General features: G+C 51.0%; 13 protein-coding genes. 6 read left to right on the top strand and 7 right to left on the bottom strand.

The annotated features are described in order from the left end of the window. Nucleotides 1–39: 39 nt before the first annotated feature. Together rnpA and rpmH are read right to left on the bottom strand one after the other, a co-directional pair. Nucleotides 40–441, bottom strand: a complete 402-nt coding sequence (rnpA, locus tag HVE01_RS02370; RefSeq protein ID WP_125753364.1) for a ribonuclease P protein component — start codon at nt 439–441, stop codon at nt 40–42. Between the two features lie 13 nt (nt 442–454). Next, nucleotides 455–589, bottom strand: a complete 135-nt coding sequence (gene rpmH / locus HVE01_RS02365) for a 50S ribosomal protein L34 (RefSeq protein ID WP_009723348.1) — start codon at nt 587–589, stop codon at nt 455–457. Between the two features lie 535 nt (nt 590–1,124). Between rpmH and dnaA the strand changes: the two genes are divergently transcribed. The 4 genes from dnaA (at nt 1,125) to gyrB (ending at nt 7,418) form a co-directional block, all read left to right on the top strand. Continuing rightward, nucleotides 1,125–2,591, top strand: a complete 1,467-nt coding sequence (gene dnaA / locus HVE01_RS02360) for a chromosomal replication initiator protein DnaA (RefSeq protein ID WP_146942203.1) — start codon at nt 1,125–1,127, stop codon at nt 2,589–2,591. A gap of 55 nt (nt 2,592–2,646) precedes the next feature. Further along, nucleotides 2,647–3,750, top strand: a complete 1,104-nt coding sequence (gene dnaN, locus HVE01_RS02355) for a DNA polymerase III subunit beta (RefSeq protein ID WP_125744654.1) — start codon at nt 2,647–2,649, stop codon at nt 3,748–3,750. 104 nt (nt 3,751–3,854) lie between these two features. Further along, nucleotides 3,855–4,958 (top strand): DNA replication/repair protein RecF, encoded by a 1,104-nt coding sequence (gene recF, locus HVE01_RS02350; protein WP_146942201.1) that lies wholly within the window; start codon nt 3,855–3,857, stop codon nt 4,956–4,958. A gap of 39 nt (nt 4,959–4,997) precedes the next feature. Further along, entirely contained in the window at nt 4,998–7,418 is a 2,421-nt protein-coding gene (gene gyrB, locus HVE01_RS02345; protein WP_125744658.1) for a DNA topoisomerase (ATP-hydrolyzing) subunit B, read from the top strand. A 180-nt stretch (nt 7,419–7,598) separates the two neighbouring features. On the opposite strand, the gene gmhB is transcribed toward gyrB, so the two are convergent. The 3 genes from gmhB to glyQ all read right to left on the bottom strand — a co-directional run bounded on the left by gmhB (nt 7,599) and on the right by glyQ (nt 11,397). Next, complete coding sequence (gene gmhB / locus HVE01_RS02340; protein WP_146942199.1) at nt 7,599–8,153, bottom strand: D-glycero-beta-D-manno-heptose 1,7-bisphosphate 7-phosphatase; 555 nt, start codon at nt 8,151–8,153, stop codon at nt 7,599–7,601. A 206-nt stretch (nt 8,154–8,359) separates the two neighbouring features. Next, entirely contained in the window at nt 8,360–10,426 is a 2,067-nt protein-coding gene (gene glyS / locus HVE01_RS02335) for a glycine--tRNA ligase subunit beta (protein WP_146942197.1), read from the bottom strand. Further along, the gene (gene glyQ / locus HVE01_RS02330; RefSeq protein WP_125744664.1) at nt 10,426–11,397 is read right to left on the bottom strand and encodes a glycine--tRNA ligase subunit alpha; all 972 of its coding nucleotides are present in this window, start codon (nt 11,395–11,397) and stop codon (nt 10,426–10,428) included. The genes glyS and glyQ overlap by 1 nt, the downstream gene beginning before the upstream one ends. 110 nt (nt 11,398–11,507) lie before the next feature. Here glyQ and rfaD point away from each other — a divergent pair, with 110 nt between their 5' ends. Together rfaD and waaF are read left to right on the top strand one after the other, a co-directional pair. Continuing rightward, nucleotides 11,508–12,464 (top strand): ADP-glyceromanno-heptose 6-epimerase, encoded by a 957-nt coding sequence (gene rfaD / locus HVE01_RS02325; protein ID WP_146942195.1) that lies wholly within the window; start codon nt 11,508–11,510, stop codon nt 12,462–12,464. Beyond that, nucleotides 12,457–13,503: a lipopolysaccharide heptosyltransferase II gene (gene waaF / locus HVE01_RS02320; protein ID WP_125744668.1), complete on the top strand. Its 1,047-nt coding sequence runs from the start codon at nt 12,457–12,459 to the stop codon at nt 13,501–13,503. Before rfaD ends, waaF begins: the two co-directional genes overlap by 8 nt. On the opposite strand, the gene HVE01_RS02315 is transcribed toward waaF, so the two are convergent. Together HVE01_RS02315 and HVE01_RS02310 are read right to left on the bottom strand one after the other, a co-directional pair. Next, nucleotides 13,493–15,151, bottom strand: coding sequence for a sulfatase-like hydrolase/transferase (locus HVE01_RS02315; RefSeq protein WP_146942193.1), 1,659 nt, complete (start codon nt 15,149–15,151; stop codon nt 13,493–13,495). The two genes, waaF and HVE01_RS02315, sit on opposite strands and share 11 nt — an antisense overlap. 135 nt (nt 15,152–15,286) lie before the next feature. Further along, nucleotides 15,287–16,039: a glycosyltransferase family 2 protein gene (locus HVE01_RS02310; protein WP_146942191.1), complete on the bottom strand. Its 753-nt coding sequence runs from the start codon at nt 16,037–16,039 to the stop codon at nt 15,287–15,289. Nucleotides 16,040–16,043 lie beyond the last annotated feature (4 nt).

The raw sequence follows: 16,043 nt of genomic DNA, 5'->3' as shown, positions 1-16,043 counted from the left end.
GCCAGACGGCAGGCCGAGGTCGAGCGGCGAGGTGTGTCGTCAAGCGTCACGTGTTACGCCATTAGGCGGGAGTGATACAGACACCGCCTGTGCGTCGCGCTGAAGCCGTTTCCACATGCCATTTAGCTGGCGATTCAGCGTCTCGTTATCAATATCTTGAACACCGCGCTTTGCCAGTATCACGATATCCACAGAGGGTAAGTGATCTTGGCGGAGGCGAACAGATTCTCTCACGAGTCGCTTAAAGCGGTTGCGATCAACAGCGAGCTTCACATTCTTTTTGCTGACCACCAGTCCAATGCGGGGATGCCCCCGGGTACTCAAACGCGCTAACGCCATCATACCTTTGCCATGAACCTTCAGGTCTGCTTGTTCGAACACGTGACTAAAATCCCCAGCGTTTAGCAAACGTAAGCACCGGGGAAAGCCTTGATGCGGCACACGCAATCCGAGATCAGGCGCTCAGACGCTTGCGGCCTTTGGCGCGGCGGCGTGCGATAACGGCACGGCCGTTTTTGGTTGCCATACGAGCACGGAAGCCATGCGCGCGCTTGCGCTTGAGAACGCTGGGTTGAAAAGTGCGTTTCATAACTCGTTATTCCCACGTGGTTTAGGACGGAAAGTGAATTCCAAAAGACCCGGTCCAGTGAGGAAACTAGCCGGGGAGTTTCAATTCAAGACCGGAAATTGTAGAGACTTCCCGCGTCCGGTGCAATTTTTCCTTGCACAAAAAGCGTTAAAAAGGCAATGGAGGCCCTGTGCACATCGCCATCGTGGCTTCTTGTCATGACACTATTATTACTAATGAGGTTATTTAAAACCTACTGTTATTAATAGTGGGGATACTTATTGTGGATAAGTTGTTTTAGATGATTTTTATCAACAGCTTAAAAAAATAAAAAATCTGTGCATAACCTTCGGATAAGCCTTAAATAAACTGTTAATTAGGTGTGTTCAACAGGTTATAGAATACATCAAAACAGCTTTGTCCCTGATCGATTCCCAGCTTTTCCCTATGCCTTATGAATAGTTGTCCACAAGGCAAAAAGAGGCATTAGTGCGTGTGGATAACCGGTCCGTTGGGCGCTACAATGGTCGGCCGTTTTCAACCGATGGTGAGATGAGTGTCACTCGCGCTTTGGCAACAGTGCCTGGACTACCTGCAGGACGAACTGAATTCACAGCAGTTCAATACCTGGATACGTCCGCTGCAGGCAGAAGAAGGAGAGACCAATGAGCTACGCTTGTTGGCGCCGAATCGCTTTGTGCGCGACTGGGTGAGTGATAAGTATTCAAAGCGTATCAGCGAACTGATGCGCGAGCTTGCGCCATCCAAGCCTCCTAAAGTCAGTTTGACAGTAGGTAGCCGCCGTGTGGCAGCACCTGCCCCGCAGCCAAGAGACTTGGGTAATCCCGTCTCAGCATCTCCCTCAAGGCAAGCATCGCCTGCGGTTCATACGCCGCCAAGAGGGGATCTTGCCGATGAGCGAGAAATTGATCAGCTACGGGAGGAGTCACCAAGTCGGCGAGGTAATGAGCGCCAGGTACAGGTTGAAGGCAGCCTAAAACATGGCAGCGGGCTAAACCCTAATTTTACCTTCGATACTTTTGTTGAAGGTAAATCGAACCAGCTCGCTCGTGCGGCATCTCGTCAGGTATCTGAAAATCCTGGCGGAGCCTATAACCCACTGTTTTTATACGGTGGCGTTGGTTTAGGTAAAACACACTTGATGCACGCTGTCGGTAATGCCCTGGCTGGCCGGCGTGAAAATGCCCGAGTGGTGTATCTACACTCTGAGCGCTTTGTCGCGGATATGGTGAAAGCACTGCAGTTAAATGCGATTAACGATTTCAAGCGTTTCTATCGCAGCGTTGATGCACTACTTATTGATGATATTCAGTTTTTTGCTGGAAAAGAGCGTTCCCAGGAAGAGTTCTTCCACACCTTTAATGCATTATTAGAGGGTGGACAGCAAATGATACTTACCTCTGACCGCTACCCAAAAGAGATTAGTGGTGTAGAGGAGCGTCTGAAATCTCGCTTTGGCTGGGGGCTGACTGTGGCTATTGAGCCGCCAGAGCTTGAAACCCGTGTAGCGATTTTAATGAAAAAAGCCGATCAGGCGAAAGTTGATCTCCCGCACGACTCTGCCTTCTTTATTGCTCAAAAGATTCGCTCAAACGTCCGCGAGCTTGAAGGTGCGTTGAAAAAGGTGATTGCAGATTCGCATTTCATGGGGAAAACCATTACCCAGGAATTTATTCGCGAATCGCTTAAAGACCTGTTAGCGCTTCAAGATAAACAGGTAGGTGTTGATAATATTCAACGAACGGTTGCCGAATATTACAAAATTAAAGTTGCCGATCTGCTTTCTAAGCGTCGCTCTCGTTCCGTCGCACGGCCAAGGCAAGTTGCTATGGCGCTAGCGAAAGAGCTAACAAATCACAGCTTGCCGGAAATAGGTGATGCCTTTGGTGGCCGTGATCACACGACCGTGTTGCACGCTTGCCGGAAGGTAAAAGCGCTGCAAGAGGAAAATGCGGATATTCGTGAAGATTACAAGAATCTTCTTCGCCTGCTAACTAGTTAACCGTTATCGTTTGGGCCTGCGCTGTGGGCCTTTCAGGATAGAAACCGGAGTACCGATGAAATTTACTATTTCCCGAGAGGCGCTGCTTCGCCCGCTGACTCTGGTGGCGGGCGTAGTCGAACGGCGCCAAACGCTACCAGTACTTTCTAATGTACTGATCCAGGTAGAAGGGGATCAGGTAGCATTAACCGGTACCGATCTAGAAGTAGAGCTAGTAGGCCGTACTGTGGCGAGCCAAGTTGATCAACAGGGCGCAGCCACGGTTCCTGCTCGTAAGCTAATGGATATCTGTAAATCGTTGCCAGATCAGTCTGAGATTCAGCTGGCGGTAGAAGAGGGGCGTGCCGTACTGCGTAGTGGTCGTTCGCGCTTTACGCTGTCAACGCTGCCCGTTGCAGAATTTCCAAATATTGAAGATGCTGATGGTAGTCAGGAACTTAGTGTGCCCAGAGGGACATTGAAGCACCTGATTGAGTCAACGTCTTTTGCAATGGCTCAGCAGGATGTACGTTATTATCTGAACGGCATGCTAATCGAAATTCAAAGTAATTTGCTGCGCACCGTTGCCACTGATGGGCACCGCTTAGCTATGTGCTCACGGCCTATCGATTGTGTTGTTGACCAAGCGCAAAAGCTAATCGTACCGCGTAAGGGTATCCTAGAGCTTTCTCGCTTGTTGGACGATAGTGATGAGCCGGTAAGCCTTACTCTGGGCTCGACCCATGTCCGTGCTCATACCGGTGACTTTACGTTTACTTCTAAGTTGATTGACGGAAAATTTCCTGACTACGAGCGCGTAGTGCCGCGCAATGGCGATAAAGTATTAATCGCTGAGCGTGCTGAATTGCGCCAGGTGCTTTCACGTACTGCTATTCTCTCGAATGAGAAATATCGTGGTGTGCGGCTGTACCTTGAGGAAAACAACCTTAAAGTGATGGCCAATAACCCTGAACAGGAAGAAGCCGAAGAGAATGTGGCCGTTGAGTATAATGGCGGTGCTATGGAGGTTGGCTTTAACGTAGGTTACTTGGTAGACGTGCTTTCGGTACTGAATGAAGAACGGGTACAGATGACGCTGGCAGATCCCAATAGCAGTGCGCTGTTAGAGGAGCCAGGCGGTGGTGATGCGCTTTATGTTGTTATGCCGATGCGGCTATAACTGCGATAAGTGGTTAAAGAGGGCGGCGCTTCTGATGGCAGAAGCGCCGTTTTCGCGTTTTAAAGGATGGCAGGTTTTATGCTCTTATTCGCTGGCAGTTGTTAATGAGTGTGTCTCGATTAAATCTTCAGGGACTGCGTAATTTAGCGCCAGTTGAGATGTGCCCTGCCTCCCGTATTAATGTGATATACGGCGTTAATGGCAGTGGTAAAACTAGCCTGCTGGAAGGTATTCATATTTTAGGAATGGGGCGCTCTTTTCGGACTCGGCAGCTTAAACATGCTATACAGTCTGAGGCGCCCTATATGACGCTCTACGGGCGTTTAGCGGGAGATCCAGAGGTTACGCTTGGTGTGAGGAGGATGCGCGCTCAGCGCGAGCTAGAGCTACGTTTGCGTGGAGAGAAAGGCGTCCGCTTGGCCGAGCTGGTCGAAGCTATGCCGTTGCAACTCATAAATCCAGATGCCTTTCGCCTTCTCGAAGGATCGCCTGCGGGCCGCAGAGAGTTTTTGGATTGGGGAGTGTTTCACGTGAAACACTCCTTCCTCGACGCATGGAGACGAACGCGTCGCGCGGTGAAACATCGGAATGCACTCCTTAGGCGTGGTAGAATAGTCCCAAGCGAAATAGCGGTATGGGAGTATGAGTTAGCTACCTGGGGGGAGCAGATGGACGCACTCCGGCAGGCATGGTTCAGCGAGTTCTTACCGGTATTCGACGAGACCTTAAAAGAACTGATCTCTCTACCCGGTTTAACGCTTCGTTATGCAAGAGGCTGGGATAAGCAGCGCGATCTCGCGGATGTTTTGCAGGATAGCCGCCAAGCGGATCAGCAGATGGGTTTTACCCAACAGGGGCCACAGCGAGCAGACTTGCGAATCAGGTTAAACAAGCAGCCTGCTGTTGAAGTCCTTTCCAGAGGCCAGCAAAAGCTGGTGGTTAGTGCATTAAAGCTTGCCCAGGGGCGGCTTCTGGAAAGTACCACACAACGACACTGCATTTACTTAATCGACGATTTACCCGCGGAGCTAGATAGCACGCACCAAGGTCGGTTCTGTAGTTTGCTCGAAAAAATGCAGTGTCAGGCATTTATTACAAGCGTCGAACCCTCCGCGCTTCGTGGTATATGGAAACCCTCAACAGATGTTGGGATGTTTCACGTGAAACAGTCCAATTTAGGGTTAAGCCAATTACTGCCGGGCGGGTAGACGACACGGAACGAGACAGACTTCACGACGGAGTGGTCAATGAGCGAGCAGGCTTACGATTCATCAAGCATTAAGGTGCTCAAAGGGCTAGACGCAGTACGCAAGCGCCCAGGCATGTATATCGGCGATACCGACGACGGCACCGGGTTGCACCACATGGTTTTCGAGCTGGTGGATAACTCCATCGATGAAGCTCTGGCAGGTCACTGTAGTGAAATTCGTGTGGTTATCCACCCGGATGAATCAGTAACGGTGAGTGATAATGGCCGTGGTATTCCCACTGAGTTACATGAAGGCGAAGGCGTCTCAGCAGCAGAAGTTATCATGACGGTGCTGCACGCTGGCGGAAAATTCGATGATAACTCATATAAAGTATCTGGCGGCCTACACGGTGTAGGGGTGTCGGTTGTTAACGCGCTTTCAGAAGAGCTGCGGCTAACCATCTGGCGTCAAGGGGAAGTATTTGAGCAAGTCTACCAACACGGTGTACCTCAAGCGCCATTAGGTATTGTCGGTAAAACGGAAAAAAGTGGCACTCGTGTACATTTTCGTCCGTCACCGAATACGTTTGCGAATATCGAGTTTCACTACGATATTCTCGCTAAACGCCTGCGTGAACTTTCATTTTTGAACTCAGGCGTTGCTATCCGTTTAATGGATGAGCGTAGCGGCAAAGAGGAGCTGTTTCATTATGAAGGTGGTTTGAAAGCATTTGTTGACCATCTGAATAAAAATAAAACAGTTCTGAATCCTGTTTTTCACTTTAATGCTGTGCGAGAAGATGGTGTTGAAGTAGAAGTGGCGATGCAGTGGAGCGAGGCCTTCACGGAAAATATTTTCTGCTACACCAATAATATTCCTCAGCGAGATGGTGGAACCCACTTGGCGGGCTTTCGTGCCGCGCTTACGCGCACGCTTAACCACTACATCGAAGCTCAGGGGTTACTGAAAAAATCGAAGGTCAATACCTCGGGCGACGATGCTCGCGAAGGCTTGACCGCTATCATCTCTGTTAAAGTCCCCGACCCTAAGTTCTCGTCACAAACTAAAGATAAGCTGGTTTCCAGCGAAGTTAAAACGGCGGTTGAGCAAGAAATGGGGCGGCTATTTGCTGACTATCTGATCGAGAAGCCTAACGAGGCTAAATCGATCGTTAACAAGATGCTAGATGCTGCACGGGCGCGAGAAGCCGCTCGTAAAGCACGGGATATGACTCGCCGTAAGGGCGCGCTCGATATTGCCGGACTACCTGGAAAACTTGCCGACTGCCAAGAGAAAGACCCCAGCCAATCAGAACTTTATCTGGTGGAGGGTGACTCGGCTGGTGGCAGTGCTAAACAGGGGCGTGACCGTCGTACTCAGGCAATTTTGCCGCTGAAAGGTAAGATACTAAACGTTGAAAAAGCGCGCTTCGATAAGATGCTGTCATCAGCAGAAGTCGGCACGCTGATTACAGCGCTAGGCTGTGGTATCGGTCGCGAAGAGTTTAACCCAGATAAGCTACGTTACCATTCGGTCATTATTATGACGGATGCTGACGTTGACGGTTCGCATATCCGCACGTTATTGCTAACGTTCTTTTTCCGTCAGATGCCGGAGTTGATTGAGCGTGGTCACATCTTTATTGCTCAACCCCCACTTTATAAAATTAAGCGGGGTAAGCAAGAGCTCTACCTGAAAGATGAGCAAGCAATGACCGACTACCTGACCACCACCGCATTGGATGGGGCAGGGCTACATGTTAATGCTGATGCACCTGGCATCACCGGTTCGCAACTAGAGGCGCTGGTTACTCAGTACCGAAATGTGATGAAGCGAATTGACCGCCTTGCACGTGTCTATCCCATTGCCGTGCTTAAGCAGGCTGTGTATGCAACGGCGCTTCAGGGTGAAGTCAGTCTCAAAGACCGTGTCACCATGGAAAATTGGATTGCTGAGTTACAGAAAGCAATGGATGACATGGTGGCCTATGAAGGCGGACCGCGTTACCAGTTCTATCTGCATGAAGATAGCGAGCGCGGTTTGCACTTGCCAGCGGTGTCTTTGATTGCCCACGGAGTTACAACGGAGTATGTGTGGGGGCTGGACTTCTTTGAGAGCACGGATTATCGAGCCATTACGGGCCTTGGTGAGACGTTAAACGGGTTACTTGAAGAAGGTGCTTATATTGCTCGTGGCGAGCGTCAGAAGCCGGTAACGCACTTCTCGGAAGTGCTGGCTTGGTTGATGCAAGAGGGGCAGCGCGGGCTCTCTTTCCAGCGTTATAAAGGCCTGGGGGAAATGAACCCTGATCAGCTGTGGGAAACCACCATGGACCCTGATAGCCGTCGTATGCTGCGAGTAACCATTGAGGATGCGGTTGCAGCTGATATGATGTTCAACACCTTAATGGGGGATGAAGTTGAGCCTCGCCGTGATTTTATCGAGACGAATGCGCTCGTTGCTAATCTCGATGTGTGATGTGTTTATCAGTGTGTTTCACGTGAAACAGTGCGGGCACTACGCACCGAACTAGGCACTAATGAACTCAGTTAGATGAAAAATATAACGCCGCGCCTGAATTAAATGGGCGCGGCGTTTTTTTACGTGGCTAGATAGATAGGGAGGAAAGAGCGGAAAGAGCGGAAGGAAGAAACCCTATTACTGCTGTTGGCATAGCCAATCCGTAAATGCTGCTAGATCTGGAAAAATAAGCGTGCTTTCAAGATTAGTATGATTAGCTAGCGTTTGCTCTCCTTTGCCTGTTCGAACCAGTACTGAGTGACATCCTACTGATTCACCCGCTTCAAGATCTCGTAGGCTGTCGCCGACCATCCAGCTGCCAGCGAGGCTCTCCATTGCTAATTGCTGCTGAATTTGCAAAAGCAATCCTGGTAAGGGTTTTCGGCAAGCGCATTGATCATCGGGGCCGTGAGGGCAGTAAGCGATGTGGGCAATACGTCCACCTTTCGCCTCAACCAGTTCCGTTAAGCGCTCATGCATTGAATGGAGTGTTTCCTCATCGTAATAGCCCCGTGCAATACCCGACTGATTGGTCGCTATTGCCACGCTATACCCCGCCTTGTTGAGTTGAACAATGGCATCGATTGCGGAAGGGTAGGGGATCCATTCTTCTAGTGATTTAATATAAGCATCGGAATCGTGATTAATGACCCCATCACGATCTAGTATCACCAGTTGGTTGGCCGAGATCATAAAGTTCCTTATTCGCACATCTCTGTATTCTTATCGAGTAATGAGTACATAGTCATGGCCAGTGTTTCACGTGAAACACATAGTCGGCGTAACACCGAGTTTAGTCTGATCGGGAGAGGCTAGACAAATAGGGTGGGCGAAAAAAGCCCGGCTTACGAGAGCCGGGCTGTGTTATTACCTGGGCGAACCGATAGCGGTGCCGGTACTTATTGCGGTAGCTGAGAAATATCCGCCACCTCGAGGAATAGTGCTTGCAGGCTGGCAAGCAGTGCTAAGCGGTTATGGCGAACAGCATTGTCATCGGCCATGACCATTACCTGATCGAAAAAGGCATCGACAGGTTCACGTAGCGTTGCCAGCGCGTCTAGTGCCTGCTGGTAGTCGCCAGCTGAAAATAGCGGAGCCACTTGTTGCTGACTGGCCGCTACTGCATTGAACAACGTCTTCTCCGCGTCCTCCTGAAGCAGACTCTGATCAACCTGGGTACTACCATTGTGTTCTTGCTTGCTGAGGATATTAGAAACCCGCTTGTTCGCGGCAGCCAAAGCAGCGGCTTCTTCCCGTTGAGCAAAGGCTTTCACGGCACGTAAGCGGCGAGCAAAATCCAGCGGTTTAGTTACTGGACGAGCGCGTACTGCCAAGTACATTTCAGCACTAATGCCTTCTTCTTGGCCCCAGGCGCGGAAGCGGTCTAGCATGTAGGTCAAGACGTCTTCTACCAAGCCTTCTGCCTTGGGCAGGCCTTGGTGCTGTTCAGCGGCTACGCTGAGCAACTCACGAAGGTCTAAATTAAGCTGACCTTTAACCAGAATGTTTAACACACCAATAGAAGCACGGCGCAGAGCAAACGGATCCTTTGCGCCGGTTGGGCGTTGGCCAATGCCAAAGATACCCACCAGGGTATCTAGACGGTCAGCCAATGCGAGCGCTTGGCCTACAAGGCTTTGTGGAATGTCGTCATTGGCAAAGCGGGGCAGGTACTGCTCTTCTAATGCCTGGGCAACGTCAGCTGGCTCACCATCCTGGTCGGCATAATAGCGGCCCATGATGCCCTGAAGCTCTGGGAATTCGAGTACCATCTCGGTGACCAGATCACACTTGGCAAGTGCCACTGCGCGCTGGGCATGGCTCACATCTGCATTAATGTGCTCGGCAATATAGGTCGCTACGGCGGTGCTGCGACGCGCCTTGTCAGCCAACGTACCTAACTGTTGTTGGAATACCACGCTTTCCAACTGAGGAATACGTGAGGCAAGAGTACGTTTCCGGTCAGTTTCGTAGAAGAAGGCCGCGTCGGCCAGGCGTGGGCGAATGACCTTTTCATTGCCGGAAATCACCTGTTGCGGATCAGTGCTGTCGATGTTCGAAATAGTAATGAACAGCGGTTTCAGCTTGCCTTGGTCATCCAATAGGTGAAAGTACTTTTGGTTAGCCTTCATGGACGAGATCAAGCACTCGGCGGGCACTTCCAAAAAGCGTTCATCGAAGCTGCCGGTTAATGCGACTGGCCACTCGACCAACCCGCTGACTTCTACTAACAGCTCTTCGTCGATGACAGCACTGGCTTCTTGAACCTCAGCTTCCGCTAATACCTGTTCACGGATGCGTTCGCGGCGCCGCTGGCGATCGGCTAGGACGTAGGCATTTTCCAGTACGGCTAGGTAGTCATCGGCATGTTGAAGCTGTATGGCATCTGGCGCATGGAAGCGGTGGCCAAAGGTCGTACGGCTAGCCTGAAGGCCAAGCGCTTCTGCGGCAATGACGTCGCTACCATACAGGGCAACCAGCCAGTGAACAGGTCGGGAAAACTCAACGCGTGACGATCCCCAGCGCATATTTTTAGGCACTGGTAGTGACTGTAGCGTTTTGCCAATCATCTCTGGCAGCAGCGCTTGTACAGTCTCGCCTTGCTGCTGTTCGCGGAAACCAAGCCAAGTACCTTTATCGGTTTCTAAATGAATCAGCTCATCAACGCTGACGCCGCAAGAGCGCGCGAAACCTTCGGCTGCTTTGGTGGGCACACCGTCTTTGAATGCAGCGGCTAGAGCAGGACCACGACGCTCAACCTCACGGTCAGGCTGCTTGTCTGCAAGCCCGGTAACCTGTACTGCTAAACGGCGAGGCGTTGCGTAAGCGGCGATGCTTTGGAAAGAGAACTCGGCTTCTTGCAGGCCTTTTTCGATGCCGGCAGCAAATGCATCGGAAAGAGTATCTAGCGCAGCGGGAGGAAGCTCTTCGGCACCTAGTTCTAATAGAAGTGTATCAACAGCCATTATGCGTCTCCCTGGTCAGCGAGTGGTTCTTGTAACAGTTCGCGGCGTAGGGCTTCGGGCGCCATTGGGAATCCTTCTGCTTTGCGAGACTCAAAATAGGCGGTAGCAACATTTCGTGCCATGGTGCGAACGCGCAGAATGAAACGTTGACGTTCGGTCACGGAAATCGCATGACGAGCATCTAACAGATTAAACGTATGGGACGCTTTCAGAACTTGCTCGTAGGCAGGCAGCGGCAGATTGGCTACCAGGAGCTTGCTGCACTCTTTTTCCTGGTGGTCAAAGGCGGCAAATAGCTGCTCAACATCAGCATGCTCAAAATTATACGCCGACTGTTCACGCTCATTCTGAAGATAAACATCTCCATAGCTGACCTTGCTGCCGTCGGGGGCGATGGCCCATACCAGGTCATATACGCTATCGACGTTTTGCAGGTACATGGCGAGACGCTCAAGCCCGTAGGTGAGCTCGCCAGTAACGGGGTAACATTCAATGCCGCCTGCCTGCTGGAAATAAGTAAACTGCGTGACTTCCATGCCGTTGAGCCATACTTCCCAACCAAGGCCCCAGGCACCCAGGGTAGGGGATTCCCAGTTATCTTCCACGAAGCGCACGTCATGGACGAGAGGATCGAGCCCCAGGCGCTTTAATGAGCCTAAATAGAGATCCTGCAGATTGCTGGGCGATGGTTTCATAACCACCTGAAACTGGTAATAGTGCTGTAGGCGGTTGGGGTTTTCACCGTAGCGGCCGTCTGTCGGACGACGGGAAGGCTGCACATAGGCCGCGTTCCAGGTTTCTGGACCAATTGCTCGTAGGAAGGTGGCAGGGTGGAAGGTGCCCGCGCCGACTTCCATATCGAGAGGTTGGAGAATGACACAGCCCTGTTCTGCCCAGTATTGTTGCAGAGCAAGGATCAAGCCTTGAAAGGTCGACACATCGGGTGTCGATTGGTTTGTCGAGACACTCATCGCGGAAAGCACCGTTGGCCATGAATTCATAGGCCGTCAAGTATACAATCACAGAGAGATAGGTTATAGGCACGTTAGCCAACAGAGCCGCTTTTGGTAAGGAGAACGAGATGATCGTTGTAACAGGCGGGGCCGGTTTTATCGGCGCCAATATTGTCAAAGCGCTGAACGCTCGTGGCCGCGATGATGTGATGGTGGTTGATGACCTACGTGACGGCACTAAGTTCGTCAATTTAGCTGACTGCACGCTGGCAGATTATCTGGATAAAGATGATTTTCTAGCGCGAATTAAAGCTGCATTGCGAGGTGAGTCAGTCGATTTGCCGACCATTGATGCTATTTTCCATGAGGGTGCGTGCTCCGATACGACGGAGTGGGATGGGCACTACATGATGGAGAATAACTTCGAGTACTCAAAAGTGCTGCTTAACTACTGTGAAGCGTTAGGCATTCCATTTTTATACGCATCATCAGCAGCTACTTATGGCGGTAGTGAGGTGTTTAAAGAGGCGCCTGAGCACGAAAAGCCGCTCAACGTCTATGGCTACTCTAAACTGCTGTTTGATCAGCACGTGCGCTCTCGCTGGGATGAGTTGACGACACAAGTAGTTGGCTTTCGCTACTTCAATGTTTATGGCCCCCGTGAACAACATAAGGGCAAGATGGCGAGTGTGGCCTACCATAACCATTTACAAATTCGCAATGGTGAAACGTTAAAGCTGTTTGGGGCGTACGGCGGTTATGAGGCGGGCATGCAGAGTCGCGACTTCGTTTTCGTTGGCGATGTGGTCGATGTCAATCTGTGGTTCTTAGATAATCCTCATGCGTCCGGTATTTTTAATCTGGGCACCGGTCGGGCAGAGCCATTCAAAGCTATTGGTGAGGCTGTCATTGGCTTTTATGGGCAGGGTGAAATTGACTACATACCTTTTCCTGAAGAACTAAAAGGACGCTATCAGAGTTACACTCGTGCAGATATCAGCAATCTGCGTGCTTCTGGTTGCGATGTTGAGTTCAAAACCGTTGCCCAGGGTGTGAAAGCCTACTTGGAGTGGCTAAATGGCTAACTCTGCCAAGCGCATATTGGTGGTCGGCCCTTCGTGGGTCGGCGATATGGTGATGGCGCAAAGCCTGTTTATGACCTTGAAAAACCGTCACCCAGGGGCAACCCTTGGGGTGGTCGCTCCTGAATGGTCACAACCTATTCTAGAGCGTATGCCTGAGGTAGACGAGGTGCTTCCATTGGCAGTGGGGCATGGTGAATTTGGTCTTGCCAGCCGTCGTGAGCTGGCTGTCCGCTTACGAGGACGCTTTGATCGTGCCATTGTTCTGCCACGCTCTTGGAAAGCGGCGCTAGTTCCCTTTATGGCGCGTATTCCCGAGCGTATCGGCTTTTTAGGTGAGCACCGTTACGGCTTATTGAAAGAGCGCCGCAAGCTGGATAAGCAGGTATTGGATCAAACGGTTAAGCGATTTGTTTCGCTGGGCCTTCCACTGGAAGAAGCTATCCAAGGCGAGTTTGAGATCCCTACACCACGTTTAACAATTGATCGAAATAATTTGGTCAATTTACGCCTTGCTCACGCGCTATCGTCACGTCCCGCTATCGGTATGATGCCCGGAGCGGAGTACGGGCCCGCTAAACAGTGGCCGTTAGACTATTTCCATGCGTTAGCAGTGCAACTGGTTAAGGATGGGTTTGAGGTGCGTGTGCTTGGCGGGCCGAAAGATCATGCCGCTGGAGAAAGCATTGTGAAAGGGTTGCCCCACGCGCATAACTTATGCGGCAAAACCCAATTGGCGGATGCGGTAGACCTGTTGGCAGACTGCCGTCAGGTGGTTACCAACGATTCGGGCTTAATGCACGTTGCCGCCGCGGTAGGCGTGCGTATTCACGCTTTATACGGCTCTTCATCGCCTAGATATACCCCACCCTTAACCGACAATGCTGCCATTCACTATTTGGCGCTTTCCTGCTCACCTTGCTTTAAGCGTACCTGCCCGCTGGGGCATACCAACTGTCTGAATGATTTAGATGTAGAGCAAGTGTATCGAGCGATGAGAGCCGATAGTCAACGTGCTAACGGCGCTAACGTTAGCGCATAATCTCGACTTCATCAGCCTGATCAGCAGGCGTTTCTATGACCTGTTGGTCGGCGCTTGTTTGGGGGGCGCGCCGTTGAGGGGTTAGTCCTTCCCAAAGACGGTGCTGTAATGCGGTCTCTTCCCGGAGCCGCTCGTTAAGCACCTCAAGCCCATGCGTTTCAACCAGCGTTGGTTGACTGCTAAGTAGAGATGCTCCAAGCCCTGCACGGTTACCGCTCAGGGGGAGATCCATAGCATCCAAAATAGTCGGGAATACGTCTAACATTGTCGCTCCCCGACGCACCGTCAACGGCGTGATGTCTGCGCCCAGCATGATCAGCGTATTGTCTCGATCTAGTGTTGTCAGCTGATCCCAAACGGATACTCGCATCGTAAGGTGGTCGCTGAGCACGACAACCAATGTATTTTCGAGCAGGCCTTCTTGTTCAAGACGCTCAATAAGGTCACGTGCCTGGCTTGCTGAACATTTCACCGAATATAAGATATCTTGACCATCGAATTCGCCCTGACGATCTATACATGTCTGGGAGGGAAAGCCATTAGGGGCGTGACCAGCAATGCTGAGATTCACCACTGCCCATGGGCCGTCATCTTGCTCACTTAAGCGACGAATCTCATCCACAGTAAAATCGTAAAGCGTATCATCGTATAGACCCCAGCTATTTAGGTACTCTGGGTCCTCGAGTTCCGCTGACAGCTCTTCCTTGCCCTTTACCGTATCAAACTGATGGCCGCGATAGAAAAGCCCTTTACCAGCAAATTGAGCACTCGCTCCACCCAAATAGCTAAGTCGATAGCCTTGAGCCGCTAGCACATCACCCAGGCAATCGACGCCGGGAACTACTTTGGAAAGCGGCTCGAACTGGCTGTCGTGCAAAAGTCCCGCAGGCATCAGCGGCACGCCACACTGGCTAGCAATCATGCCCGCCATGGTCCAGCCGGTGTTTTCCATTTGTTGAATACCTTCAAAGACCAGCCCGCGTTCGCCTAACGCGGTTAAGTCAGCATAAGCATCACCAAATAGTTCATTGCTATACGTACGCTCAATGCTTTCCAGGTACATGACCAGCAGGTTTGGCGCATTAGCATTAGCTTGAGTGACCGTAGGCGGCGGCACGTAACGGCGATCTAGCCAAGCACCATCATCCGTTACGATGGCTGCGCTGCGCTGCCCTAAGCCGTAAAGCATTGGATTTGCGGCCAATAAGAGGAGGGCAACGAAGCGATCAGTGAGCCGCCATCGCTGATCATGCCGAGTGATCCAGGTAACGGATGCCAGCACTGCGATGACGCTCACTGTGTAAATAACGGCAGTGATCATTTTTTCAGCACCGCCATGTTCGGCCATGCCCGCCTGAAGGTGGAAAAACACCGCACCTAAATCAACGTTGCCAAAGCTATCGGCTAAGTAGACATAAATGCCTAGTAAGCTGAGCGGTGCCAGCGACCAAGGCCACATCGGGCGGTAGCGGGCGTTTTGCGGTGCTCCCCAGCGCAACTTGATACCACAACCTAGCCACACGGCGGCTGTGAAAAATAGTGTCCACCAAGGTAGCCGAGTAAGCACGGTGAGGGCATAGCCAAGACAGATGCCGATCACGAGCAGTGGCAGCCATGGAGTAAGTTTGAGTGACCTTAGTGCTGGCATGCGTCTCCCGAAACGAGTGTTGATAGAGTAAAGAAATACGGACGCATATTGATCACAAGATCAGGTGAGAGACTGCCCGGTAGTAGAGATATCTTTAGTGATATCAACACGTCGTAATAGAAAATTTACAGCGTATTATAGGCGGTTATTAGCATTATTTTTGGCATATTTCCAAAAAACGCCATTTGCATTAGCCACAGATATAGTCAGCCCACGCCAGCCATCCAGTATGCCGAGGCGGAAAAAATAAGTGCGTATAAATGCGTAAAGTGCTTTGAGAAATATCAGCGCAAAAGGATAGTGCTTGAGTTTTTTGGATGATGCGCGAAGGTCTGAATAGCGATTTATCTTATCAAGGAACTGAGCGAGGTCGTTAACGGCAAGGTGTTCAATTTTTCCATTAAGCCGAGAAACTTCTGTATTTTTTGCTAAGCTCACTGACTCATGAACAGCGGCATCATTAAAGTTACCTGTGTTACGGTTAAACAGTCGAATTAACCAGTCATTTCCCCAGCCAGAGTGGCGAACGGGTTTACCCAGCATCCAGTTTTCGCGCAATATTTTGCCAGCTTGCTGAGGTGTTGCAGTGGCTACCCAGTCATTAATCGCAGCGTTAAGCTCTTTTGTTGGCGCTTCGTCAGCATCTATTGAGAAGATCCAGTCATATTTTGCTAACGATACGGCAGCACGCTTGGTAGGGCCAAAGCCTAAAAATTCACCATGGTGTAATGTTGTATTGGAGTAGGCTTGTACAATGCTACATGTGTCGTCTGTGGAGCCGTTGTCATATACCACGACATCGTCATAGCACGTCAAGGCGTCTAGTGTTCGGCTAAGTGTCGCGGCCGCATTGCGAGTAATGATAACGACGCTCACATCCATAGACATTTAT

The organism is Vreelandella venusta, from assembly GCF_007989605.1.
Classification (GTDB): Bacteria; Pseudomonadota; Gammaproteobacteria; order Pseudomonadales; family Halomonadaceae; genus Vreelandella; species Vreelandella venusta.
This window is presented reverse-complemented; position numbering and strand designations above follow the sequence as displayed.